Annotated in this window: 23 protein-coding genes; 13 read left to right on the plus strand and 10 right to left on the minus strand. The window is 70.7% G+C overall.

Features of this window, described 5'->3' with window-relative positions; translation table 11 throughout:
- The first annotated feature begins 140 nt into the window (after nt 1-140).
- Complete coding sequence (locus tag Dsi01nite_RS23345) at nt 141-1,133, plus strand: cobalamin B12-binding domain-containing protein (RefSeq protein ID WP_203848366.1); 993 nt, start codon at nt 141-143, stop codon at nt 1,131-1,133.
- 8 nt (nt 1,134-1,141) lie between these two features.
- Here Dsi01nite_RS23345 and Dsi01nite_RS23350 read toward each other — a convergent pair whose 3' ends face one another.
- Nucleotides 1,142-1,534, minus strand: coding sequence for an ATP-binding protein (locus Dsi01nite_RS23350; protein ID WP_203848367.1), 393 nt, complete (start codon nt 1,532-1,534; stop codon nt 1,142-1,144).
- 133 nt (nt 1,535-1,667) lie between these two features.
- Here Dsi01nite_RS23350 and Dsi01nite_RS23355 point away from each other — a divergent pair, with 133 nt between their 5' ends.
- Nucleotides 1,668-2,048 (plus strand): TraR/DksA family transcriptional regulator, encoded by a 381-nt coding sequence (locus tag Dsi01nite_RS23355; protein ID WP_203848368.1) that lies wholly within the window; start codon nt 1,668-1,670, stop codon nt 2,046-2,048.
- A 3-nt stretch (nt 2,049-2,051) separates the two neighbouring features.
- On the opposite strand, the gene Dsi01nite_RS23360 is transcribed toward Dsi01nite_RS23355, so the two are convergent.
- Nucleotides 2,052-2,279 (minus strand): hypothetical protein, encoded by a 228-nt coding sequence (locus tag Dsi01nite_RS23360; RefSeq protein ID WP_203848369.1) that lies wholly within the window; start codon nt 2,277-2,279, stop codon nt 2,052-2,054.
- An 88-nt stretch (nt 2,280-2,367) separates the two neighbouring features.
- On the opposite strand from Dsi01nite_RS23360, the gene Dsi01nite_RS23365 reads away from it, so the two are divergent.
- From Dsi01nite_RS23365 to Dsi01nite_RS23385, 5 genes are all read left to right on the plus strand, one after another.
- Complete coding sequence (locus tag Dsi01nite_RS23365; protein ID WP_203848370.1) at nt 2,368-5,022, plus strand: hybrid sensor histidine kinase/response regulator; 2,655 nt, start codon at nt 2,368-2,370, stop codon at nt 5,020-5,022.
- Nucleotides 5,019-5,396: a response regulator gene (locus Dsi01nite_RS23370; protein WP_203848371.1), complete on the plus strand. Its 378-nt coding sequence runs from the start codon at nt 5,019-5,021 to the stop codon at nt 5,394-5,396. The genes Dsi01nite_RS23365 and Dsi01nite_RS23370 overlap by 4 nt, the downstream gene beginning before the upstream one ends.
- 103 nt (nt 5,397-5,499) lie before the next feature.
- Nucleotides 5,500-7,134, plus strand: coding sequence for a sodium:solute symporter family protein (locus Dsi01nite_RS23375; RefSeq protein ID WP_203848372.1), 1,635 nt, complete (start codon nt 5,500-5,502; stop codon nt 7,132-7,134).
- Nucleotides 7,135-7,152: 18 nt separating this feature from the next.
- Nucleotides 7,153-7,434: a hypothetical protein gene (locus Dsi01nite_RS23380; RefSeq protein ID WP_203848373.1), complete on the plus strand. Its 282-nt coding sequence runs from the start codon at nt 7,153-7,155 to the stop codon at nt 7,432-7,434.
- A 43-nt stretch (nt 7,435-7,477) separates the two neighbouring features.
- Nucleotides 7,478-7,627 carry a hypothetical protein gene (locus Dsi01nite_RS23385; protein WP_203848374.1) on the plus strand — a complete coding sequence of 50 codons (150 nt, stop codon included), beginning with the start codon at nt 7,478-7,480 and terminating at the stop codon, nt 7,625-7,627.
- Here the strand turns inward: Dsi01nite_RS23385 and Dsi01nite_RS23390 are convergent.
- A complete protein-coding gene (locus Dsi01nite_RS23390; RefSeq protein ID WP_203848375.1) occupies nt 7,624-7,938 on the minus strand; it encodes a hypothetical protein in 315 nt (104 codons plus the stop codon). The genes Dsi01nite_RS23385 and Dsi01nite_RS23390 overlap by 4 nt on opposite strands.
- A gap of 3 nt (nt 7,939-7,941) precedes the next feature.
- Here Dsi01nite_RS23390 and Dsi01nite_RS23395 point away from each other — a divergent pair, with 3 nt between their 5' ends.
- Genes Dsi01nite_RS23395 through Dsi01nite_RS23405 form a run of 3 tightly spaced genes read left to right on the plus strand, consistent with a single transcriptional unit; the run spans nt 7,942 to nt 11,128 of the window.
- A complete protein-coding gene (locus Dsi01nite_RS23395) occupies nt 7,942-8,949 on the plus strand; it encodes a hypothetical protein (protein ID WP_203848376.1) in 1,008 nt (335 codons plus the stop codon).
- A gap of 17 nt (nt 8,950-8,966) precedes the next feature.
- On the plus strand, nt 8,967-9,662 hold the full coding sequence (locus Dsi01nite_RS23400) for a response regulator transcription factor (protein ID WP_203848377.1): 696 nt from the start codon (nt 8,967-8,969) through the stop codon (nt 9,660-9,662).
- A complete protein-coding gene (locus tag Dsi01nite_RS23405) occupies nt 9,659-11,128 on the plus strand; it encodes a sensor histidine kinase (protein ID WP_203848378.1) in 1,470 nt (489 codons plus the stop codon). Before Dsi01nite_RS23400 ends, Dsi01nite_RS23405 begins: the two co-directional genes overlap by 4 nt.
- Before the next feature lie 61 nt (nt 11,129-11,189).
- Here the strand turns inward: Dsi01nite_RS23405 and Dsi01nite_RS23410 are convergent, their stop codons facing one another.
- On the minus strand, nt 11,190-13,997 hold the full coding sequence (locus Dsi01nite_RS23410; protein ID WP_203848379.1) for a carbohydrate-binding protein: 2,808 nt from the start codon (nt 13,995-13,997) through the stop codon (nt 11,190-11,192).
- Between the two features lie 259 nt (nt 13,998-14,256).
- Here Dsi01nite_RS23410 and Dsi01nite_RS23415 point away from each other — a divergent pair, with 259 nt between their 5' ends.
- Nucleotides 14,257-14,739 (plus strand): alpha/beta fold hydrolase, encoded by a 483-nt coding sequence (locus tag Dsi01nite_RS23415; protein WP_203848380.1) that lies wholly within the window; start codon nt 14,257-14,259, stop codon nt 14,737-14,739.
- On the opposite strand, the gene Dsi01nite_RS23420 is transcribed toward Dsi01nite_RS23415, so the two are convergent.
- The 6 genes from Dsi01nite_RS23420 to Dsi01nite_RS23445 form a co-directional block, all read right to left on the minus strand.
- Nucleotides 14,727-15,821, minus strand: a complete 1,095-nt coding sequence (locus Dsi01nite_RS23420) for a WD40 repeat domain-containing protein (RefSeq protein WP_203848381.1) — start codon at nt 15,819-15,821, stop codon at nt 14,727-14,729. The two genes, Dsi01nite_RS23415 and Dsi01nite_RS23420, sit on opposite strands and share 13 nt — an antisense overlap.
- The gene (locus tag Dsi01nite_RS23425) at nt 15,818-16,327 is read right to left on the minus strand and encodes a SigE family RNA polymerase sigma factor (protein ID WP_203848382.1); all 510 of its coding nucleotides are present in this window, start codon (nt 16,325-16,327) and stop codon (nt 15,818-15,820) included. The genes Dsi01nite_RS23420 and Dsi01nite_RS23425 overlap by 4 nt, the downstream gene beginning before the upstream one ends.
- A gap of 12 nt (nt 16,328-16,339) precedes the next feature.
- The gene (locus tag Dsi01nite_RS23430) at nt 16,340-17,251 is read right to left on the minus strand and encodes a hypothetical protein (protein WP_203848383.1); all 912 of its coding nucleotides are present in this window, start codon (nt 17,249-17,251) and stop codon (nt 16,340-16,342) included.
- A gap of 155 nt (nt 17,252-17,406) precedes the next feature.
- Nucleotides 17,407-17,877 carry a Rieske (2Fe-2S) protein gene (locus Dsi01nite_RS23435; protein WP_203848384.1) on the minus strand — a complete coding sequence of 157 codons (471 nt, stop codon included), beginning with the start codon at nt 17,875-17,877 and terminating at the stop codon, nt 17,407-17,409.
- Between the two features lie 16 nt (nt 17,878-17,893).
- Nucleotides 17,894-18,472 (minus strand): DUF6529 family protein, encoded by a 579-nt coding sequence (locus tag Dsi01nite_RS23440; protein ID WP_239136118.1) that lies wholly within the window; start codon nt 18,470-18,472, stop codon nt 17,894-17,896.
- A gap of 16 nt (nt 18,473-18,488) precedes the next feature.
- Nucleotides 18,489-19,202 (minus strand): hypothetical protein, encoded by a 714-nt coding sequence (locus tag Dsi01nite_RS23445; protein WP_203848385.1) that lies wholly within the window; start codon nt 19,200-19,202, stop codon nt 18,489-18,491.
- Between the two features lie 144 nt (nt 19,203-19,346).
- Between Dsi01nite_RS23445 and Dsi01nite_RS58725 the strand changes: the two genes are divergently transcribed.
- Both Dsi01nite_RS58725 and Dsi01nite_RS23455 read left to right on the plus strand, forming a co-directional pair.
- Nucleotides 19,347-21,254: an adenylate/guanylate cyclase domain-containing protein gene (locus Dsi01nite_RS58725; protein ID WP_308442091.1), complete on the plus strand. Its 1,908-nt coding sequence runs from the start codon at nt 19,347-19,349 to the stop codon at nt 21,252-21,254.
- Entirely contained in the window at nt 21,251-21,907 is a 657-nt protein-coding gene (locus Dsi01nite_RS23455) for a Crp/Fnr family transcriptional regulator (RefSeq protein ID WP_203848386.1), read from the plus strand. The genes Dsi01nite_RS58725 and Dsi01nite_RS23455 overlap by 4 nt, the downstream gene beginning before the upstream one ends.
- Nucleotides 21,908-22,098: the final 191 nt, after the last annotated feature.

Raw genomic sequence — 22,098 nt, forward strand, 5'->3', positions numbered from 1 at the left:
CTCGGGCCGGTCATCTGGGGATCAGCAATGGGTCATGCGCCCGGAGCGGAGTGAGGACGTATGACCGGCCAGCGGAGCGTCTCGGGCCGGTCATCGGGGGTTCAGTGTTGGGGCAGGCGCCCGGAACGAAGTGAGGACGCATGACCGGGCTCGCCTTCTGGCCGTACTTCGACCTCCTCCAGCGCCGCGACGCGGCCGGTGCCGTGCAGTACGCGCTGGCCCTGGTCGACGGCGGCGCCGATCCCGTCGACGTCCTGCTCGACGTCGTCGCGCCGGCGCAGGAGCAGGTCGGGCTGCGCTGGGCGGAGGGCGCTTGGACGGTCGCGCACGAGCATGCCGCGACCGCGACCAGCGAGTCCGTCGCGATCGCGGTCGGCGCCCGGATCCCCGCCCCCGCCACGCCGGTCGGGCACGTGATCCTGGCCTGCGCGGAGCGCGAGTGGCACGGACTGCCGGCCCGCCTGGTCGGCTACGGCCTGCAGGCCGCCGGTTGGCGCACCACCTTCCTGGGCGCTTCGACGTCGCCGCTGCAGTTCGCCCGGTTTCTCGACGACGTCGACGCGGACGCGGTCGCGATCAGCTGCTCCGTCGCGGCGTCGCTACCGGCCGCCCGGCGCCTGATCGGCGCCGCCCGGGAGGCCGGCCTGCCGGTCCTGGTCGGCGGCGGCGCGTTCGGCCCGGACGACACCCGGGCCAGGGCGCTGGGCGCGTCCGGCTGGGCCGGGGACGCCCGCACCGCGGCGACCGTGCTCACCGGCCTCGTCGCCGCCGCGAGCGACCTGACCTGGACCGTTGACCGGGCCCGCCACGCCGGCGCCGACGAGCACGCGGAGATGGTGATCCGCTTCGCCGAGTTTCGCGCCGCCGCCCGCCGCCACTGGCTGGACGCCCCCGGCGACCCGGCCGACGAGGCAGGTCTGGCCCGCGACGCGGTCGACCACGCGCTGCACTCCCTGTCCGCGGCGCTGCTCACGGACGATCCCCGGCTCCTGCGCGAGGCGGACGACTGGCTCACCGCGCTGTTCGCCGCCCGGGGCGAGCCGGCCACCAGCGTGCCGTCGCTGTGGCGCTCCCTGCACCGGACCGTCGGCGAACCGCTCCCCGAGGCGGCGAGGCACCTCAAGGCGCTCTGAGGCGCTGGTCAGGCCAGCTCGGCCCAGACCACCTTGCCGGTCGGGAGGGGGCGGACACCCCAGGCGCGGGCCAGCCGCGACACGATGAACATGCCCCGGCCGGAGAGGCTGGTCTCGTTGTCGATCTCGGCGATCCGGGGCAGCGCGGTGCTGCCGTCGCCGACCTCGATGAGCACCGCGCCCTCGGTGCGGCGCAGGCGCAGGGCCGCCGGCGGGGTGCCATGGCGCAGGGCGTTGGCGACGAGCTCGTGGCCGACCATCACCGCGGACCTGGTGAGGTGGGTGAGGCCCCAGGCGGTCAGCGTGCGGGTGATGACGGCCCTGGCCTGCCGGACCGCACCGGCTGGCACCTCGACGGTGACCTCGGAGGTGTCGGGCTCGGCGGTGAACACGTATCCCATGGTGCCCGTTCGTGCCCTGGTTGAACAGTGACAGCACCGCCAGAGTCGGGGATGAGTCAGGTTTGCGCACCCTTCGTGGTGGGCAAACCGGAAGCCAATCGCACGCGACTCAGCACCACTTCAGGGGGCCAGGATGCTCGTTCAACCAGAAATGTCGGTTGCCGGTGGTGCGCAGCGCTTCGCGGACCTTCGTTCGGCGCTGAGCGCGCGGCACCAGGAACTCGCCGCCGAGCACGCCGATGCGGTTGCCGAGATGACCCTCGCGGGCGTGGTCGACGCCGGTGACGACGTCGCCGACCTGGGCACCAAGGCGTTCAGCCGGGATCAGGAGTTTGCGCTCGCGCTGTCGATCCGGGCCAGAATGGACCAGGTGGAGCGGGCGCTGGAGCGGCTCGACGAGGGCACCTACGGCCGGTGCGAGCGCTGCTCCGAGGACATCCCGGTCGCGCGGCTGACCGCGTTTCCGTCGGTCACGCTGTGCGTGCGCTGCAAGAGCCTCAGCGAGCGCCGCTAGCGCTCAGCGGGCGCCGCTCGCGCTCAACCGTTCGACAACGCCCAATGCCCGATGGGCGGCACTCTGCAGGTGCGGCAGGTAGTCCGCGGCCGCCGGGTTGTCGCCGAGGTCTTCGGCCAGGAACGCCACATAGTTGAGGATCGCGCCCAGAGCGTTGGAAAGGTCATGGGTGCCGTCGGCGACCTCCGCCCGGAGCAGGGCGAGCTCGTCGGCCGGTTCCGTCGCGCCCATCCGTCCCCCTGGCTAGAGTGAGTCCCGTCCAACTGTTACGGGGCGTAGTCGGATGATAACTCTAGTCACAGCACTGCTGGTAACCGCGGTGTTCCTGCGCGCGCTCGGGGGGTATCTCGCCACCCGGGATCCGATGCAACGGGCCATCACGCTGATCTTCCTGCCGCCGGTGGCGGTGTGCGTCAACGCGTTGGTGCGCCAGATCCTCGGCGCACCGCTCCCGACCGCGGTGAGCGCCAGCACGACCGCGCTGCTCATGCTGCAGCCGTACCTGACGCTGCGGCTCACCGCCCGGCTGCGGCACGTGCCGACCTGGCTCGACCGCACCCTGCTGATCTCGCTGGTGGCGAGCATCGTCGCCGTCGCCGCGGCGCCGCGCCCGCTGAACGTCGGCTACCTGCTGCTGGCCTCCGGCACGTTCACCGTGACCGAGGTGATCGCCGGCACCTACCTGCTGATCGGTGCGCAGCGGCGGTCCGGTGCGGCCAGGGCCAGGCTGCGCCTCGCCGCCGTGGCCACCTATGCGTTCGTGGCGATGATGTTGATGCTGTACACCGGCGCGGCGCTGTCGCCGAGCACCAGGAGCTGGCTCGCGCCGGCCGGGCGGGTCGTCGCGCTCGTGTCCGCGGTCGGCTACCTGATCGCGTTCATGCCGCCCGCCTGGCTGCGCCGGGTGATGTCGGCCACCGTCTGGTACGAAGCGACCGAAGACCTCCAGCGGCTGCCGTCGGCCGTCAGCACCGCCCAGGTGTGGCGCCGGTTCGTCCAGGTGGTGCACGAGACGACCGGCACCGACGCGGTCGTCCTGGTGCGCACGGCGCGCGGGGGCCGGTTGGAGCAGGTCGCGGCCGTCTGCCGGTCCGGTGCCAGCCTGCCGCACGACCCGATGCCGGAGCTGACGGACAAGGACCTCGCGCTGCTGCTCGCCGCCCGGCAACCGGTCACGGCCGGCTCGACCCGCCGGCCCGCACCGGCGCTCGCCACGTACTACGCGCAGGCGACCGGCGCCCGGCTCGTCACCGCGCTGGAGCTGTCCCTGTCCGCGGACGAGTGCGGCGCCGTGCTGCTGATGGACCGGTACCAGGCCCTGTTCACGACCGACGACCTGCGCCTGACGGCGGTGCTCGGCGGCCAGGCGCAGGCCCTCGCGGAGCGCAGCACGACCCTCGCCGAGCAGCGCCGGCTGAGCGAGCAGCTGGCCGAGTCCGTCGACGCGCTCACCCACGCCAGCCAGGCCAAGAGCGATTTCCTCGCCGGGATGAGCCACGAGCTGCGGACCCCGTTGAACGCGATCATCGGGTTCAGCGACCTGATGCGGGCCGAGCACCCCGACGGCGACCGGCGCACCGTGCCCGCCGACTGGGTCGACCACATCCACAACAGCGGCCGGCACCTGCTCGGCCTGATCAACGACATCCTCGACCTGGCCAAGGTCGAGGCGGGCCGGTTGGAGCTCAACCCGGAGCCGCTCGCCCTCGACGTCGCGGTCCATGAGGTGATCACCGGGCTGCGGCCGCTCACCGACCGCAAGGGCCTCGAGGTGGTGATCGACGTGCCGCAGGTGGCCGTCCGCGCCGACCCGCTGCGCTTCCGGCAGATCCTGGACAACCTGCTGTCCAACGCGATCAAGTTCACGCCCGAGGGTGGCCGGATCGCGTTGAGCGCCGCCGGCGAGGCCGGCGAGGTCGCGCTGTCCGTGGCGGACAGCGGGGTCGGTATCGCCGCGGAGGACCACGCCCGGGTGTTCGAGGAGTTCCAGCAGGTCGGCAGCGCCGCGCAGCGGCAGGCCGGCACCGGGCTGGGGCTCGCGCTGACCCGGCGGCTGGTCGAGGCGCACGGCGGCTCGATCGTCCTGCAGTCCGAGCTCGGCGAGGGCAGCCGGTTCACCGTGCGGCTGCCGGACGCGACCGCCGAGATGCCCGCCGCCGCGCCCACCGCACTCCCCGTGACGGGACCGGTCGGCGCCGCCCGCGGCCGGGTGCTGATCATCGACGACGACGCCCGCGCCGCCGAGCTGCTCATGACCTACCTCGCCGCGGCCGGCTACCAGGTGCGCGTCGCGCCGGGCGGGGAGGAGGGCCTGGCGGCCGCGCGGGCCTGGGTGCCCGACGCGATCCTGCTCGACGTCGTCATGCCCGGCCTCGACGGCTGGGACGTGATCCGGGAGCTGAAGCACGAGGATCCGCTGCGCGGGATCCCGGTCTTCTTCGCCACGATCATCGACGACCGGAAGGCCGGCATGTCGCTCGGCGCCACGGACTTCTTCGTCAAGCCCGTCGACCACGACCTGCTGCTGGCGCAGCTGGCCCGGCACGTCGTGCCGGCGGGCAACGACGCCGCCTCGGTGCTCGTGGTCGACCGCGACGACCAGACCCGGCGGGTGGTCGAGCAGCACCTCCGCGACGGCGGCATCGACGTGGTCGCCTGCGACGACGGGCCGGAGGGGCTGCGACTGTCCCGCGACCGCCGCTTCGACCTGATCATCTGCGACCTGCAGATGGCCGACGTCGACGGCTTCGCCCTGCTCGCCGGGCTGGAGGGCGACCCGGCGACCCGGGGGATCCCGGTGCTGGCGCTGACCGAGCCCGACCTGTCCGACGCCGACCGGGTCCGCCTGACCGGCAAGGTCATCGGCACCATGCCCCGCAGCGCCGCCGCGTCCGACGGCGTCCGCGAGTGGGTCGACCTGGCCGCGGTGGCCAGCACACTGTCCGACGCGCGGGGGAACGGGGCACAACAATGAGCAAGGTGCTGCTGGTGGAGGACGAGGAGCTCAACCGCGTCCTGGTCCGGGCGATCCTGGCCCGCGCCACCGACGACGTGATCCGCGAGGTCGAGCTGGTCGAGGCCGGCAGCCTGCAGCGGGCCCGGGACGCGCTCACGGAGAGCCCGGTCGACGTGATCCTCCTGGACGTGAACCTGCCCGACGGCAACGGGCTCAGCCTCGCCGCGGACCTCAGCACGCAGCCCGACCGGCCACAGGTCATCGCCCTGACCGCGAGCGTGCTGCCGCACGAACGGGCCGCCGCGATGAGCGCGGGGTGCGACGCCTTCCTCGACAAGCCGTACGGCGCCCAGGACCTATTGAAGATTCTCGCTAGGCATCTCGCCCTTTAGCTGCGTTTGAGCGTCACCTACCGGTGGGTAGGTGAGATGACGCTCACTCGTCGTCAAAGGGGAGGAACGGGTGCAGACTCTCGCCGAAGGTCTACGCCTACAGATGGACGCGCTGGACTACGTCCTCCTGTCGCTCTACTTCATCACCGTCCTGGGGGTGGGTCTCGCCGCCCGCCGGTCCATCAAGAACAGCGCCGACTTCTTCCTGTCCGGGCGCTCGCTGCCGGCCTGGGTCACCGGTCTCGCCTTCATCTCCGCCAACCTTGGCGCGCTGGAGATCCTGGGCATGGCCGCCAACGGTGCCAAGTACGGCATCATGACGGTCCACTACTACTGGATCGGCGCCGTGCCGGCCATGGTGTTCCTCGGCATCGTCATGATGCCCTTCTACTACGGGTCCAAGGTCAGAAGCGTCCCGGAGTACATGCGGCGCCGCTTCAACCGGCCCGCCCACCTGCTCAACGCGCTGTCGTTCGCGGTCGCCCAGGTCCTCATCGCCGGCGTGAACCTGTACGCCCTCGCGCTGATCATGCAGGCGCTGCTCGGCTGGCCGCTGTGGACCGCGATCGTGGTGGGGGCGGCGATCGTCCTGGCGTACATCACCCTCGGCGGTCTTTCCAGCGCCATCTACAACGAAGTCCTGCAGTTCTTCGTGATCATCGCCGGTCTGCTGCCGATCGCGATCATCGGCCTGGTCAAGGTCGGCGGGATCGACGGGCTGTTCGCCGCGGTCCGCGACACGAAGCTCGGCGAGGCCGGCCTGCACACCTGGGCCGACACCGGCGGCAGCGACAATCCGCTCGGCGCGCCCTGGTGGGGCATCGTGTTCGGCCTCGGGTTCGTGCTGTCGTTCGGCTACTGGACGACGAACTTCGCCGAGGTCCAGCGCGGTCTGTCGGCCCGCAACATGAGCGCCGCCCGCCGCACGCCGATCATCGCGGCCTACCCGAAGCTGGTCATCCCGTTCGTCACCGTCATCCCCGGCCTGGTCGCCCTGGTCACGGTCAAGGGGCTCGGCGCCGACAAGGGCGACCTGCAGTACAACAACGCGATCCCGCTGCTCATGCGCGAGTTCCTGCCCAACGGGGTGCTCGGCATCGCCGTGACCGGTCTGCTGGCGTCGTTCATGGCGGGCATGGCGGCCAACGTCTCCGGGTTCAACACCGTCTTCACGTACGACCTCTGGCAGGAGTACGTGAAGAAGGACCGGCCCGACGGCTATTACCTGCGCATCGGCCGCTGGATCACGGTCGTCGGCGTCATCATCGGCATCGGCACCGCGTTCATCGCCGCCGGCTACAGCAACATCATGGACTACATCCAGGCGCTGTTCTCGCTGTTCAACGCCCCGCTGTTCGGGGCGTTCATCATCGGCATGTTCTGGAAGCGGATGACCGCCTGGGCGGGCTTCTGGGGTCTGCTCAGCGGCACGCTCGCGGCGTTCATCGTCTACGCGGGCTACAAGTGGTGGGGCTGGTTCACGTTCGGCTCCGACCTCGACGAGTCGTTCTGGGGCGCCGGCATCGCGTTCGTGACGGTTGCGATCGTCTCCGTCGTCGTCACGCTCTTCACCACCAGCAAGACCGACGAGGAGCTCAGCGGTCTGGTGTACGGCATCGGCCGGCACGACCTGTCCGCCGATGCCGTCGCCGGTGACCAGGCCTGGTACCGCTCACCGCTCCTGCTCGGCGCCGGCGCGCTGATCCTGGCCTTCGCGTTCTACCTGCCGTTCCTGTAGTGGAGAGGGTGTCTGCACATGTCTGACCCGACGAAAGCGGAGACCGCCAGGGCGGCCCGGTTGTTCGACGTCCGTCGCGTGATCGGTGGGCTCTTCACCGTCTACGGCGTGATCGTCACGATCCTCGGCATCTTCGACTCGCCGGCGGAGATCGAGAAGGCCGCGGGGGTCCGGATCAACCTCTGGACCGGCCTGGGGATGCTCGCCCTCGGGCTGCTGTTCCTGCTCTGGCAGTGGTGGCGGCCGGCCGAACCGCCGACGCCGAGCGACATCCCGCCGGCGGACGAGATTCGGGAGTAACAGCCAGTACCGGGTTCCGACGCGGCGGTGCACACTGCGCGGCATGAAGATCGTGCTTGCCGACGCCGCGCCGGAACCCGGGTTCCTCGCCGGCACCGCCATCGTCGTCGCGCTCGTCTGCGTGGCGTTCGTCGCCGCCCTGACCGTGCTCATCGTCTGGCTGGTCCGCCGGACGAAGAACACCAGGTACTAGAGCACCAGCAGCCCGATGAGCACCGACGCGGCGTTCGCCCCGAGACTCGTCACCAGCAGCAGCGCCGGGTCGCGGCGGCAGGCCAGCAGCAGGACCGCCGCCTCGACGACCACGACCGCGGCCTCCGCACCCCAGAACCGTCCGGCGCTCGGACGAGGGGCGAGAAACCACCACAGGACCGGGTGGGTCAGCAGGTTGACCACGACCCCGAGCAGCACCGCCCGCCCGGGCTTCGCCAGGCGCAATGCCGAGAGCGCCAGTGCGTACAACGGCACCTCGACGGCGATGGTCAGCAGCAGCGCCGGGATCACCGCATGAAGGTAACGCTGCCGTTCCTGTTCGCGGCCGCCGCCGCACTGGCCGTCGCGCTCGGCGCGCCCCTCGCCACGACCGTGCTCGGGCTGATCGCGTTCGGGGTGCTGCACAACGTCCTGGAGTTGCGATACGTCACCGGGCGGTTCGCGCCGGTGCTGAACGGCCGGTTCCTGGCCGTCCTGCTCGGGCTGATCAGCGCGATCGTGCTCTGCCGGATCGCGGCGATGTTCGTCGGTCAGCCCGCCCGCAACGCCGAGATCCTGGTCGGCTACGCGGTCCTCGCCGCCGGATGTGCGCACGCATTGCGCGGCTGGCTTCTCGGGGTGGCGGGTTCGGTGCTGGCCGTCGCCGCCGGTGTTTCACTCTCCTGGCCCGGCTACCACTTCGTGGTCCTCGCGCACCTGCACAACGTGGTGCCGCTGTTCTTCCTGTGGGAGTGGGCCGCCGCGCTGCCGCCGGTGACCCGGCGCTGGTTCCGGTCGATCCAGGTCGGCTGGGTCTTCGTGGTGCCGGCCGCCATCCTGCTCGGCGCCTTCGACGTGTCCGGAGTGTCCGCGTCAACCGTGGCGGCCTTCGCCGGCGACCCCGCGAAGATCATGGCGCTCAGCGCGCCGCCCGCGTCCTCCGTGGCGGTCGGTGCCCGGTTCCTGGTGGTGTTCGCGTTCCTGCAGACCATGCACTACTTCGTGTGGGTCTGGTTTTTGCCGCGGTACGCCCCTGACGCCGCTCGGGCGTTCGAGGCACGGGTCCCGTGGCTGCGCGGATCCCGGGCCTGGGCCCTGGGTGCGGGCCTGGGCGCCGTGCTGGGGCTGCTCTTCGTCATCGACTACGCATCGGGGCGAGCGCTCTACAGTGCATTCGCCTCATATCACGCGTATCTGGAGTTTCCGGTGTTGCTGGCGATGCTGCTCGGAGCGGGTGCAGCGCGTTCACAGCTGGTTTTCAGGGAAACCGCAACCGGCGGTCAGCAAACGGCGGCAGTCTCGACGTTGACAGGGGAAATCTGACGAACTTGGAGTGAATCATGACGCGGCTGCTTGTGGTCGACGACGAGCCGGACATCGTCGAGCTGCTGTCCGCGAGCCTGAAGTATCACGGCTACGACGTGGCCAGCGCCACGAGCGGCCGGCAGGCGATGGAGGAGGCCCGCCGCTTCCGCCCCGACATGATCCTGCTCGACGTCATGATGCCCGAGCTCGACGGCTTCGAGGTGCTGCGCAAGCTGCGCGGCGAGGGCACCCGCGTGCCCGTGCTGTTCCTGACCGCCCGCGACGCCACCGAGGACAAGATCAAAGGCCTGACCCTCGGCGGCGACGACTACGTCACCAAGCCGTTCAGCCTCTCGGAGATCCTCGCCCGGATCCAGGCCGTGCTGCGCCGCGCCGCCGACCCGGCCGGCGGCGCCGCGGCCCCGTCGTCGCGGCTGACCTTCGCCGACATCGAGCTCGACGAGGACACCCACGAGGTGTTCAAGGCGGGCCAGGAGGTCCAGCTGTCGCCCACGGAGTTCAAGCTGCTGCGGTACTTCATGACCAACCCGGGCCGGGTGCTGTCCAAGGCGCAGATCCTCGACCACGTGTGGCAGTACGACTTCGGCGGCGACGCCGGCGTCGTCGAGTCCTACGTGTCCTACCTGCGCAAGAAGATCGACACGTCGGAGCCGCGCCTGCTGCAGACGCTGCGCGGGGTCGGCTACTCGCTGCGGTTGCCACGGACATGAGGGCCTGGCCGCTCCGCGTCAAGCTGGTCGCGCTCATGCTGGTGCTGCTGACCGCCGCGCTCGTCCTGACCGGCGGCATCAGCCTCTACAGCACCCGCGACTTCGCCATTCAGCGCGTCGACGACCAGCTGCGAAACAGCGCGGGCCCGGCGCTGAACGACTGCATCGGCAGCGGCTACGGCGACGGCCGCAACAAGGGCACCCCGGCGTTGCGCAGCGCCTACTGGGTCGGCTGCGAAAATGTCGATGGCACCATCGAGCAGGAGGTCTTCAAGGCCGGCCCGAACAACGCGCCTCAGGGCGCTCCGAAGCTACCGGCCACCACGATCACCGGCCTCGCCAGCGAGGGCGAAGTCACCCCCCGCGGGGAGATCCTGCTGACCGTCCCGTCCGCCGGTGGCGTCGGTCACGACTGGCGCGTGCTCGTGAAGCGGCAGTCCAGCGGCCCGGTCCAGGGCTGGGTCGTGGTCGGGTTCAGCCTTGACGAGGTCGACGACACCGTCAAGCAGCAGCTCTGGGTGACCGTCGGCGTCGGGGGCGGGGTGCTGCTGGTGCTCGCCGTGGTCGCCTACCTGCTGGTGCGCTCCAGCCTCCGGCCGCTCGTCGAGGTCGAGCAGACCGCCGAGGCCATCGCCGCCGGGGACCTGACGCGGCGCGTCCCGGAGGCGGATCCGCGGACCGAGGTCGGGGGGCTGTCGATGGCGCTCAACACGATGCTGGGGCAGATCGAGACGGCGTTCGAGGAGCGGCGGGCGTCGGAGGAGGCGGCCCTCGCGTCGGAGGAGCGGATGCGCCGGTTCGTCGCCGACGCCAGCCACGAGCTGCGCACCCCGCTGACCTCGATCCGCGGCTTCGCCGAACTGCACCGCCAGTCGGGCGGCGAGGACGAGAGCATCGGCCGGATCGAGCACCACGCCACCCGCATGGGCCTGCTCGTCGACGACCTGCTGCTGCTCGCCCGCATGGACCAGCAGCGCCCGCTGGAGAAGAAGCCCGTCGACCTGCTCGCCCTGGCCACCGACGCGCTGATCGACGCCAGGGTCACCGCTCACGATCACAAGCTGCGCCTGCGCACGCAGGGCGGGGACGACGACGACGTTGAGCCGGCGATCGTCCTGGGCGACGAGCCGCGGCTGCGGCAGGTCCTGCAGAACCTGATCGCCAACGCGATGATCCACACCCCGCCGGGCACCGAGGTCACCGTCTTCGTCGGCACCGAGGGCCGGGACGCCGTCCTCGAGGTCGCCGACAACGGTCCCGGCATGACCGCCGAGGATGCCGTCCTCGTCTTCGAGCGCTTCCACCGGCTCGAAAAAAGCCGGACCCGCGTCGTCAGCGGGTCCGGCTCGGGGCTGGGTCTGTCGATCGTGAGCGCCCTGGTGGCCGCGCACGGTGGCAAGGTAACCCTGCGCACCGCACCGGGAGAGGGTGCCGCCTTCCGCGTCACCCTCCCACTCGCCGTCTGACCCTTTTCAATGATCCGGAAGACCCTGTGCATAGGTACACAGGGTCTTCCGGATCACGGGACTACGGGTGCGTCCAGGTCTGGGCGCCCGTGCCGTTGCAGTCGTAGATCTGCAACTGGGTGCCGTTGGTGGTGGTCGAAGCGGGGATGTCCAGGCACTTGTTGGCCTGGGGGTTGCGGATCGCGTTGTTCGCCTCGATCACCCACTGCTGGGCGGCGGTGCCGTTGCAGGTGTAGAGCTGCACGAGCGTGCCGTTCGTGGTGCCGCTGGCCTTCACGTCGAGGCACTTGCCCAGGCCAGTGAGGGTGCCGTTGGCGTTGACCGTCCACTGCTGGGCGCCCGTGCCGTTGCAGTCGTAGATCTGGACCTTGGTGCCGTCGGCGGTCTGGCTCGCGTTGATGTCGGCGCACTTGCCGAGCGCCGTCAGCGGGCCGGTTCGGGCGCCGGGCGTGCCGATGCCTGGGCCGGTGAAGGTGTAGCTGTCCAGGTCCAGGATCGCCCCGGTGCCGCCGGTGAACACGATGTAGAGGTCGTGCGTCCCGTCGTCGGGCTTGGTGACGGCGCCGCTGACCTCGGCGTAGGTCTCCCAGCCGCCGGTGTTCGGCACGGTGAGGCGGGCGACCTCGGTGCCGGTGGGCGAGTCGTAGCGGAAGGAGACCGTGCCGCCGCCACCGCCGGAGGAGACCCGGGCCTTGACGCCGGTGATGTTCTTCAGCGACACGGCGTGGTGCCGGACGCTCTCACCGGACTGGATGTCGCCGAGCCGCTTGCCACCGTCGGCCGCCGCCGCCGTGATGACCTGCGGACCGGACAGCGACACGTAGTGCTCGGCCTGCCAGTACTTGGGCCACAGCGTGAACTCCGAGGAGCCGGTCAGCGGCGCCGAGCCCGAGGCGCCGTTGTCGGTGTAGGTGGCGCGCACGACGAAGAACAGCACCGAGTCGGGTCCGGCGTGCACCGGTCCGGTGTTGAAGGTGGCAGAGCAGCCGGTGCCGGCGCCCTCGTCGTGGGCGTGTTCCTGGTGGCCGAGGGCGACCGCGATCACGATCTTCGAGCAGTCGATCGGGCCGTCCTGCGGGTCGGTGGCCGAGGCCGTGACGGTGAAGTTGTCGTTCCAGTCGAACATGCCGCCGGCCGGGACGCCGGAGATCGTGACGGTCGGACGGTTGTTGCCGATGGTGATCGGGACCAGGGTGGTGCCGGTGTGTCCGGCCGGGTCGCGCACCGTCAGCCGGGCCTGCTTCGCGCCGTTGGTGGTGTACGTGTACGAAGGGTTGGCCGCCGTCGAGTCCGTCGTGCCGTTGTTGTCGAAGTCCCAGGCGTAGGTGATCGTGTCGCCGTCGGGGTCGCTGGAGCCCGCGCTGGAGAAGGTCACCGCGAGCGGCGCGAGGCCGTTGTCCTTGTTCACGGTGGCCTTGGCGATCGGTGACCGCCCGCCCTGGACGTAGTTGATTTTGTACAGGCCGGCGTCGGCGGCGCCCGAGAAGTAGCCGCTGCCGTATTCCAGCATGTACATCGAGCCGTCCGGGCCGAACTGCCAGTCGATCGGGTGGACGAACGGCGTGCCGGCGTTGACGGGCTCGATGCCACCCGAGACCGGGTTGCCCGTGGCCGGGTTGCCGTTGTCGAAGTTGACCATCTTCAGCCAGTTGCGGCAGTACTCGGAGATGATCCACTTGTTGTCGTAGTACTGCGGCCACTTCACCGACGAGTTGAGGTTGGGGTCGTAGTGGTACACCTCGGTGTGGTTCGGTGATCCACAGCCACCGGGGCTGTCCAGCTGCGGCCACTGCACGCTGCCGCCGTGCTGCTCCCAGACCAGCGCCGGCTTGGTCGGCGGGAGCTGCTGCAGGCCGGTGTTGCGGGGCGAGTTGTTGACCGGCCCGGTGCTGCCGCCGCACGGGAACCAGCCACGGGGTGCGTTGGCGGCGAAGTCCCAGTCGTTGTAGGCCACGTTCGGACCGCCGCAGTAGGGCCAGCCGTAGTTGCCCGGCCCGCTCGCCCGGTTGAACTCGTCGAAGGCCGCCGGCCCCCGGTTGGCGACCGTGGCACCGGCGTCGGGGCCGACCTCACCCCAGTAGAGGGTGTTGTTCGCCTTGGTGTCGACCCAGATCCGGTACGGGTTGCGGGTCCCCATGATGTAGATCTCGCCGCGGGTCTGCGCGCTCTGCGCGAAGAGGTTCCCGGACGGGATCGTGTAGGTGCCGTTGCTCTCCGGGTGGATCCGGTTGATCTTCCCGCGCAGGTCGTTGGTGTTGCCCGAGGAGCGCTGGGCGTCGTACTGCGGGTCGCGGTTGGTCCGCTCGTCGATCGGCGCCATGCCGGCCGAGTCGCCGCCGGAGTTGGTGTTGTCGCCGACCGCGAAGTACAGGTTGTTGTTCGAGTCCCAGGTCATCGACCCGGCCGAGTGGCAGCACAGGTTGCGCTCGGTGGGCCACTCGATGATCATGTCCTCGCTGGCGGGGTCGAGGACGTTGGTGGTGGCATTGAAGGTGAACCGGGAGATCCGGTTGACCAGCGGGGTCACCTTCGGTGAGTAGAAGATGAAGACCCAGCGGTTGGTGGCGAACTGCGGGTGCAGCGTGATGCCGATCAGGCCGTCCTCGAAGCGCGCGTCCAGCTGGAGCGTCAGCGCCACGGTCGTGGACTGGGTCGTGGGGTTGTACAGCCGGACCTGACCGCCGCCGGCGGTGGTGCCCCGGTTGATGTACATGACCTTGCCGTCAGGCAGGACGGCCAGCTCGATCGGCTCGCCCATGGTGAGCCCGCCGTCGAGCTTGACCTTCTCGAAGTCGCTGGCGGGCGGTGGGGCGGCGGCCGCTGGGGTGGGGGCGGCGGCCTCGACGGTCGCGAACGTCGCGACACTCACGAAACTCGATACGATCAGGGCCAGAGCTGAGGCACCGACGGTCCATCGTCGGCGGTGGGGGTGTTTCACCGGACCTCCTGTGAGCGGGCGGCTCGATGGACTCCCGCCGACTGGAGGACATCGATGTGTGCCAGACAGTAACGTCTTTCGCTCAAAAGCAACAGACTTTCCTCTATATCGACAAAAGTTGAGTGCCCTCGTGTTCACTCTTACGGGGGGTGCGAGCGGCGGCCGGGTGCCAGTTGGGTATGGAATGGGGGTGTTCGAGGACCGGATCGACCTGTGGGACGTGACCTTGCGTGTCCGCCGCGAGGGCAGCGGCCCGCCGGTGCTGCTGCTGCACGGCCACGCCGGCACGCTGGACGTCTGGGACGAGCTCGCCCCGGCGCTCGCCACCGGGCACACCGTGGTCCGGCCGGACCTGCGCGGCTACGGCGGCTCGGTGCGCACCACCGACGAGGCGTGGCCGGCCCTCGTGCACGAGATGGCCCTGGACTGCCTGGCCCTGATGCACTCGCTCGGCCACGACACCTTCGACGTCGTCGGCCAGGACCTCGGCGGGCACGTGGCGGCCCGGCTGGCGGCGGAGCACCCGACGAAGATCGACCGCCTGGTCGTCATCGACGCCGTCGCGCTGCCGCCGCCGGCCCGCCCGACCCTGGTGCTGTGGTCGGACGGGCCCCCGTTCACCGAGACGCTGATCGCCTTCCTGGCGGACGGCCGCGCGGCTCAGGCCCGGTAGAAGACGGGCGTGGCGGCGTCGTGCGCCGGCGCCGGGAAGGTGTGCACGACCTGCCACGCCTGGTCGAGCACCTTCACCTGGGTCGCGGTGACCACGATCGCGCCGTCCGCACGGAAGAAGACGTGCTCGACCTTGCCCAGCTGGGACAGGCGCTGCTTGGCCACCGTGTCGTAGACCAGCACCGTGGAGTACACGTGGCTGGGGTCGCTGTTCACGTTGCCGAGCGCGACGTAGCGGCCGTCGTCGGAGACCGCCTGGACCGAGGTCGGGCAGCCGGCGGTGCGTTCGCACTCGTCCTGGCCGGCGACGGACACCGTGCGCGGCGAGCCGCCGTCCACCTTCGTGACCTTGACGGCGTTCGGCTCGGTCGGGTGGACGTAGGCGATCGTCGTGCCGCCCGGCGAGTAGGCCAGGTATCCCGGCTTGTCGTGGAAAGGCCGGCTCGCGCCGGTCTTGGCGTCGTACCGGATGCCGGCCGCGATCAGCGCCGTGCCGTCCGGGGTCCAGACGACGGTGCTGCCACCGGACCAGTTGACGTCGCGGGCGATCGTCTTGCGGGCCCCGCCCGGGCTGACCACGACCAGGTCGCCGGGGGCGATCAGATCCCCGTTCGGCGACGTGTTGATCGCCAGGCGGGTCCCGTCCGGCGAGGGCGTCGCATACATGTCCTTGCCGGTGGCGGCGCCGAACGTGACCGTCTGCGGGGTCCCGTTGACATACCGGTGGAGCTCGATGGTCTTGCCGGCCTGCAACCGGGGCAGGAACGACAGGGCGCCCGGGATCGAGTCCACAGTGGACGGCGCCGTGACGAGTGGCGCGGACGGCGGGGTGGAGGATGGCGCGGACGGCGGGGTGACGGTGGCAGCCGGCACCACGTCCGGGCGGGTGTCGCCGGACTGGATCCGCAGCGCGGCCGCGCCGGTCGTCAGCGCCGCCACCACCGCGACCGCGGCGGCGGACGAGGCGATCATCCGGCGGTTCCGCAGGTGCCGCGAGGTGCGGTCCACCCGCTTCCGGAGGTCGGCGAGATCGGTGCCGGTCATCTCGCCGGCCAGGTCGTCGAACTGATCGTGCAGGTTCATCGGAACATCCCCTCCGTCGCCAGGTCCGGCAGTGCCTTGCGCAGCGCCGCCAGACCGCGGGACGTGTGGCTCTTCAGGGTGCCGACCCGGCAACCCAGCAGCTCGGCGGCGGCCGTCTCGCTGTAGTCCTCGAAGTAGCGCAGCACCAGGGCCGCGCGCTGTCGGGTCGGCAGGGTCAGCAGCGCCTGTCGCAGCGCCAGCCTGCTTGCCGCGTCTCCGGCCTGATCGCGGCCGTCGCGGCGCTCCGGCAGGTCGCCGGGGAGCGACTCCGTGACGCGCTTGCGGCGCCATCGGCTGACCTGCAGGTGATACATGACCTGTCGGGCGTATGCCTCGGGGTTGCCACCGTCGCGCAGCTTCCGCCAGCCCCGGTGCGTGCGGGCCAGGGCGTCCTGCACCAGGTCCTCGGCGAGGTGCCGGTCACCGGTCAGCAGGTATGCGGTGCGCAGCAGCGCCGGGGTCCGGGCCCGGTAGAAGGCCTCGAAGTCGTGCTCGTCCTGTTCCATCGCGGCGGAAACCTACGCGGCGTAGAAGAGCTGGCCGGCGCCGGGCGCCGGGAAGGTGCCGGTCTCGTGCCAGGTGGCGTCGAGCACGTGCAGCCCTTCGGCGTCGGCGACGATCGCGCCGCCCCCGGTGGGGAACCAGACGTGCTGGAGCCCGTTGCGCGTGCCGAGGTCGACGGGCCGGCCGGTCCGGGTGTCCACGACGAGCGTGGTCGAGGTGGTGCGGCCGGGGTCGGTGTCGCCGCGGCCCAGCGCGACGAAGTCGCCGCTGTCGGAGACCGCCTGCACGGCGGACGGGCAGGCGATGTCGCAGCCGGGCAACGCCGAGATGTCGACGCTGCGCGCCGCGCCGCCGGTGGGTCGCACCTCGATCGACGTCCCCGATCGGGTGTGCGCCAGTGCGCCGCCGTTCACGGAGTACACCAGGTAGTTGGCATGGCCGAGCCCGGCCGAAGCGTGCGACTTCCCGGAGACCTCGTAGCGGACGCCGTCGTGGATGACCGCCGTGCCGTCCGGGGTCCAGGTCGGCGCCACGCCGCCACCCCAGGGGACGTTGTCCGCGAGGACGTGCCGCCCGCCGTCGACGTCGACGACGACCAGGGAGCCGGGCTCGACCTTGCTGGCGTCGGGGGTGCTGATCAGGGCGAGGTGCTGCTCGTCGAACGACGGTCGCGCCAGCATGTCCTCGGGGTACCGGAGGCCGAACGTGACGGCCTTGCCGCCGCGCGCGAGGCTCATCGGCTTGCCGGTTTCGAACGTGAGCACCGACAGCTTCCCGGGAAACGGCGGCGGCGCCTTGTCCTTGGTCGTGGAGCTCGATCCCGCGCTGGGCGCGGTGCTCGGCGCGGGGGTCGGCTGCTGAGCCTGGCAGGCGGCGAGCCCGGTGGCGAAGGCGGCAGCGACGAGAGCACGGGCGATGCGGTGCATGACGGCAACGGTCCTTCCACGGAAGTCTTCCAGTGACCGCTATAAACGCCACCTCGCGCCGATCGGGTTACCTGAATCCGGAAGAACTTTTCCCGACAGCCAGCTGCCCAGGTCACGTCCGGGTGGACGCGCCTGGGCAGCTGACCCTGTGGGAGTCAAGCCTTGGCGATGGAGTCGCCGTTCACCTTGATGGCGACGGCCTTGAGCGCCTTGCTGGCCGGGCCGTTCGCGACCGAGCCGTCCGCGACCTTGAACTTGCTGCCGTGGCACGGGCAGTTGATGGTGCCGCCGGACACGTCTCCCACCACGCAGCCGGCGTGCGTGCACACCGCGGTGAAGCACTTGAACTGGCCCGCGGTCGGCTGGGTCACCACGATCTTCTGGTCTTCGAAGATCTTGCCGCCGCCGACGGGGATGTCGGAGGTCTTGGCGAAGCCGCCGCCGCCGGCGGCGGGCGCGCCGCCCCCGGTGGTCGCGGTCGTGGCGCCGCCGCCCGTGTTCTCGGCCGGGGCCGGGGCCCCGGCGTCGGTGCCGGTGTCGCCGTAGGCCGCGCAACCGGCCAGGGCCGCGGTCAGCCCGACCGCACCGGCGCCGGTCAGCAGGGTCCGTCGAGTCGTGTTGCTCATGGTCCTTCGATCCCTTTCAGAACTTGACGCCGGAGGTGGTGAAGAACCACAGCGCGGAGGTGACGAACAGGCCGGACAGTGCGGTGAAGACGAGGCCGCCGAACAGCGGCAGCGCCCAGCCGGGCACGCCCTTCTTGGCCAGGATCAGCATCTTCGCGGCGAAAGTACCGTAGAAGAAGCAGCCGAGCAGCGAGTGCAGGAGCACCCGGGTGTCGTAGTCGGCGAAGCCCAGGGCGTAGAGGCAGTGCAGGGCCACCGGGATCGACGCGATGAACGCCAGGCGCCCCGACCAGCGGTGCACCCCGCCGAGCCAGGACGCGTTGCGCAGCGGGATCTTGCCGTACATGACGAGCGCGGTGAACAGCTGCACGATCGCGAGCACGAAGGCGAGCGTGGCGAGCCACACCTTGACCGTCAGCGGGCTGGAGAAGCCCGCGACGTTCACCGCGAAGCCGGTCGGTTCGTGCAGCTTGCCGTAGACGCCGAGGGCGCCGGCGACGAAACAGGCGACCAGCACCGGCACGATGAGGGTCGCGGCCGTCTTCGGGTTGGTGGGCTGGATGACCGGAGCGGTCTGGGTCTCATCCGGGGACATGGTGACGGCTCTCCTCTCAGTAACCGGAGCTGGCGTTGGGGTTGCCCGCCTCGATCGGGACCTGCGTCCCGTCGACCGTGGCGGTCCTGCTGTTCACGTCGAAGGGCGGCGCCTCGGAGAACTCGCCGTTCTTGCGTTGGACGCCGACCTGCTTGCCGTCCGGCAGGACGACCCAGCTGGCGTCGAGCTTGCCGCGCAGCGACGCGGCCGAGCGGTACAGGCCCGACGGCGGGGCCGCCGTCTTGACCGTGAAGCCCCAGGACTTGGTGCCCGCGGTGACGTTGCCCTTGACCTGGCCGCCGCCGTAGGTGCCCGTCAGGCTTCCCGCGGTGCCCTTGAGGTCGATCTGACCGTTGGCCATGGTGCCGTTGAGCCACGCCTCGACCTTCTTGCCGTCGCAGACGTAGGCGATCGCCTTGCCGTTGTTGACGACGATGGCGAGCGACGCCGCCCCGCCGTCGACCGACCCGGCATAGGTGACCGTGCCCTGCTGGGCGGCGTTGCCGCTGCCGTCGCCGGCCGGCGCGCTGGACGCGGGGGCGGTGCTCGGCGGAGGGTCCGCCGCCGGTTGCGTGGAGGCCGGGGCGGCCGGCGCCGCGGCGGTCGCGGTCTGGTTCGCCGCCGCGTTGTTCCTCTCGACGTCGTTACTGAGATCGACGTTGAGCGTGTACAGAACGCCGGCAACTACAAGTCCGGCGCCGAGCGTGATGAGCGGTGCCTTGAACTTCATCGGTGACTCCCACAGGTGATCGCACCCATCAGGTGCTTCGCTGAATATGAGACCGAGGTTGGCGTACGGTGTCTGCGTCCAAAGACGCACAACGCAACTGCTGCAATGTCGCCAAAGTGACCAGCTCAGAGATTGGTGCGTTCGATGCCTCGTGCCGTGGTGTGGGCGACCCACCTCGCGTTGCCCCTCGCGGGTCTGTGGCTGCTGCTGACCCGGCCCGGCGCGGATCTGATCATGCAGCACCACCAGACCCACTTCTGGCTGGTCCTGATCGTCGCCGCGGTCAACATCGCGGTCGGGGTCGCGATGAGCGTCGCCGCGCGCCGCCGCCAGGACGGGCGGCTGTTCCTCGTCTCGCTGGTGTTCCTGGCCGGTGCCGGTTTCCTCTTCGCGCACGCGCTCGCCACGCCGAAGGTCCTCGTCGCGCACCCCAACGCCGGCTTCGACATGGCGATGGCGGTCGGCCTGATCATCGGTTCGGTGCTCGCGCTGGTGTCGTCAATGCGACTGCCGGCCGGCATCACGCGATGGCAGCTGGCCCTGCGCCCGCTGCTGGCGATCGTGCTGTTCGCGTGGGTCGTCCTGTCGGTGCTGGACCTGCCGCCGCTCAACCGGCAGACCCAGGTGCGCGACGTCGAGGGCCCGATGGTCTTCGCCTCCTACGCGGCGGTCGTGCTGTACCTGGTCGCCGCGGTGCGCTTCTACCTGCGGTACCGGCGTGCGCCCGGCGTGGTCCTGATGTCCGTGGTGACCGCGTTCGCGCTGCTCGCCGAGGCGATGCTGGCGGTGACCCTGGCCGACAAGTGGCGGCTGTCGTGGTGGGAGTGGCACCTGATCCTGACCGCCGCGTTCCTCTTCGTCGGGTACTCCGCCTACGTGCAGTACCGGCGCGAGGGCAGCGCGGCCGGCCTCTTCGACGGCATCGCGGTCGCCGAGACGACCCGGCGCATCCGGGCGCAGTACGAGACGGCGCTCGAGGAGCTCGTCACCGCGCTGCAGGAGTCGGAGGCCGGGGGCCGGCCCGAGCGGCTCGCGGCGCGGATGGCGGCGCGCTTCGGCCTCACCGAGAAGCAGGCGGAGGTCCTCGACCGGGCCGCCGCCGCGCTGCTCGCCGAGCGGGACCTGTCCGGCCGGCTCGGCGCCCTCGTCACCGTCGGCGAGCAGGCCCGTGTCGGCGCGGGCGAGGAGGAGTTCCTGCGCTCGGCGGTCGAGGCGGTCCGGCCGTCGTTCGGCGACGTCGAGATCGGCCTGGTCTCCGGCGGTGTTGTCGGCGTGACCGGAACCGACGTGCTGCCGCTCACCGTGAAGGGCAAGACCGCCGGGGGCGTGCGGATTCCCGCCACCGGCCGGCCCGAGCTGCGCGCGACCCTCGCCAACCAGCTGTCGATCGGCCTGGAGAACTCGCGGCTCTACGGCGAGCTGTCCACGCTCTTCCGCCAGTACATGTCACCGGACGTCGCGGCCGCCCTGCTCGCCGACCCGGACCAGGCGGCGCTCGGTGGGCAGCTGGTCGACGTGACGGCCCTCTTCGCCGACCTGCGCGGCTTCACGACCTTCTCCGAGGCGGTCGAGCCGGGCGAGATCGTCGAGATGCTCAACCGCTATCACGGGGTCGCGGTGCCCTGCATCCTCGACAACGGCGGCACGATCGTGCAGTTCGTCGGCGACGCGCTGCTGGCGTTGTTCAACGCCCCCGCCCGGCAGGACGACCACGAGACGCGGGCGGTCCGGGCCGCCCTGCAGATGCAGGACGCGGTCCGGGTGATCTCCGCCGGGCACCCCGGCTGGCCGCGCTTCCGGGTCGGCGCCAACACCGGCCCGGCACTGGTCGGCAACATCGGCAGCGAGCTGCTGCGCGGCTTCAACGCGATGGGCGACGCCGTCAACGTCGCGGCGCGGCTGCAGACGATCGCCGAGCCGGGTCAGGTCGTCATCGGCGGTGCCACCTTCGACGCGCTCCGCGAGGTGGTCGCGACCCCCCTCGGGGACCTCGAAGTGAAAGGTCGCCGACAGACAGTCCGGGCATATGTGGTGGAGACTTTGGCGTCGTGACCGAGTTCTACGAGCTTTTGAGCGCCGACGAGCAGGCCGCCATGGAGGCGGCCGGGCACCGCCGGCAGTGGAAGCGCGGCGCGGTCATCTACCGCGAGGCGAGCCGCTCCGAGTCGGTGATCATCCTCAAGGTCGGCCGGGTCAAGGTCTCCTCCGACACCGCCTCCGGCACCGAGGTGGTCCTCGCCGTGCGCGGGCCCGGCGCGCTGCTCGGCGAGTTCTCCGCCGTTGACGGCGGCCCGATGTCGGCGACCGTCACCGCGCTGGAGCCGGTGACCGCGCTCGCCGTGCCGACGCCGGAGTTCGAGCGCTACCTGCTGGGCCACGCCCGCGTCTCGATGCTGCTCATGCGGGAGGTGATCCGCCGGGTCCGGGACGCGGACCGCAAGCGGATCGAGTTCGGCGCCTACGACACCACCGGACGGGTCGCGGCGCGGCTCGTCGAGCTCGCGGAGCGCTTCGGCGAGCAGACGGACGAAGGGTTGCGGATCAGCCTGCCGCTGTCGCAGGACGAGCTCGCGGGCTGGACCGGGTCGTCCCGGGAGGCCGTCACGAAGGCGTTGCGCACGCTGCGTGAGGAGGGCTGGATCCAGACCGGTCGACTGCACGTGATCGTCCATGATCTCGCCGCATTGAGAGACCGCGCTCAATAGCTGGGTTCACCCTTGCCTCGACCCTTTCATGTATGCGCATACCCCGTTGTTGATCTTTACAGGTAACAAGGACCCCCTAGTCTCTCGCGACAGGTGCATCGAGGCATCGACATCATGCCTGGGTGCTTTCGCCCCACCAGGGAGGTACCTGTGCGTAAGTTGACCGTGGGACTTTTGAGTCTCACGCTTGC

The organism is Dactylosporangium siamense, assembly GCF_016862795.1.
Lineage (GTDB): Bacteria > Actinomycetota > Actinomycetes > Mycobacteriales > Micromonosporaceae > Dactylosporangium > Dactylosporangium siamense.

What these genes read in the sequence shown, in the direction of transcription:
- Dsi01nite_RS23385 (WP_203848374.1), top strand. Translation starts at nt 7,478, where the DNA reads ATGAAGATCGTGCTTGCCGACGCCGCGCCGGAACCCGGGTTCCTCGCC.
- Dsi01nite_RS58725 (WP_308442091.1), top strand. Translation starts at nt 19,347, where the DNA reads ATGCCTCGTGCCGTGGTGTGGGCGACCCACCTCGCGTTGCCCCTCGCG.
- Dsi01nite_RS23425 (WP_203848382.1), bottom strand. Translation starts at nt 16,327, where the DNA reads ATGGAACAGGACGAGCACGACTTCGAGGCCTTCTACCGGGCCCGGACC.
- Dsi01nite_RS23440 (WP_239136118.1), bottom strand. Translation starts at nt 18,472, where the DNA reads ATGTCCCCGGATGAGACCCAGACCGCTCCGGTCATCCAGCCCACCAAC.
- Dsi01nite_RS23420 (WP_203848381.1), bottom strand. Translation starts at nt 15,821, where the DNA reads ATGAACCTGCACGATCAGTTCGACGACCTGGCCGGCGAGATGACCGGC.
- Dsi01nite_RS23370 (WP_203848371.1), top strand. Translation starts at nt 5,019, where the DNA reads ATGAGCAAGGTGCTGCTGGTGGAGGACGAGGAGCTCAACCGCGTCCTG.
- Dsi01nite_RS23400 (WP_203848377.1), top strand. Translation starts at nt 8,967, where the DNA reads ATGACGCGGCTGCTTGTGGTCGACGACGAGCCGGACATCGTCGAGCTG.
- Dsi01nite_RS23380 (WP_203848373.1), top strand. Translation starts at nt 7,153, where the DNA reads ATGTCTGACCCGACGAAAGCGGAGACCGCCAGGGCGGCCCGGTTGTTC.
- Dsi01nite_RS23405 (WP_203848378.1), top strand. Translation starts at nt 9,659, where the DNA reads ATGAGGGCCTGGCCGCTCCGCGTCAAGCTGGTCGCGCTCATGCTGGTG.
- Dsi01nite_RS23430 (WP_203848383.1), bottom strand. Translation starts at nt 17,251, where the DNA reads ATGCACCGCATCGCCCGTGCTCTCGTCGCTGCCGCCTTCGCCACCGGG.
- Dsi01nite_RS23350 (WP_203848367.1), bottom strand. Translation starts at nt 1,534, where the DNA reads ATGGGATACGTGTTCACCGCCGAGCCCGACACCTCCGAGGTCACCGTC.
- Dsi01nite_RS23445 (WP_203848385.1), bottom strand. Translation starts at nt 19,202, where the DNA reads ATGAAGTTCAAGGCACCGCTCATCACGCTCGGCGCCGGACTTGTAGTT.
- Dsi01nite_RS23395 (WP_203848376.1), top strand. Translation starts at nt 7,942, where the DNA reads ATGAAGGTAACGCTGCCGTTCCTGTTCGCGGCCGCCGCCGCACTGGCC.
- Dsi01nite_RS23345 (WP_203848366.1), top strand. Translation starts at nt 141, where the DNA reads ATGACCGGGCTCGCCTTCTGGCCGTACTTCGACCTCCTCCAGCGCCGC.
- Dsi01nite_RS23435 (WP_203848384.1), bottom strand. Translation starts at nt 17,877, where the DNA reads ATGAGCAACACGACTCGACGGACCCTGCTGACCGGCGCCGGTGCGGTC.
- Dsi01nite_RS23355 (WP_203848368.1), top strand. Translation starts at nt 1,668, where the DNA reads ATGCTCGTTCAACCAGAAATGTCGGTTGCCGGTGGTGCGCAGCGCTTC.
- Dsi01nite_RS23360 (WP_203848369.1), bottom strand. Translation starts at nt 2,279, where the DNA reads ATGGGCGCGACGGAACCGGCCGACGAGCTCGCCCTGCTCCGGGCGGAG.
- Dsi01nite_RS23375 (WP_203848372.1), top strand. Translation starts at nt 5,500, where the DNA reads ATGGACGCGCTGGACTACGTCCTCCTGTCGCTCTACTTCATCACCGTC.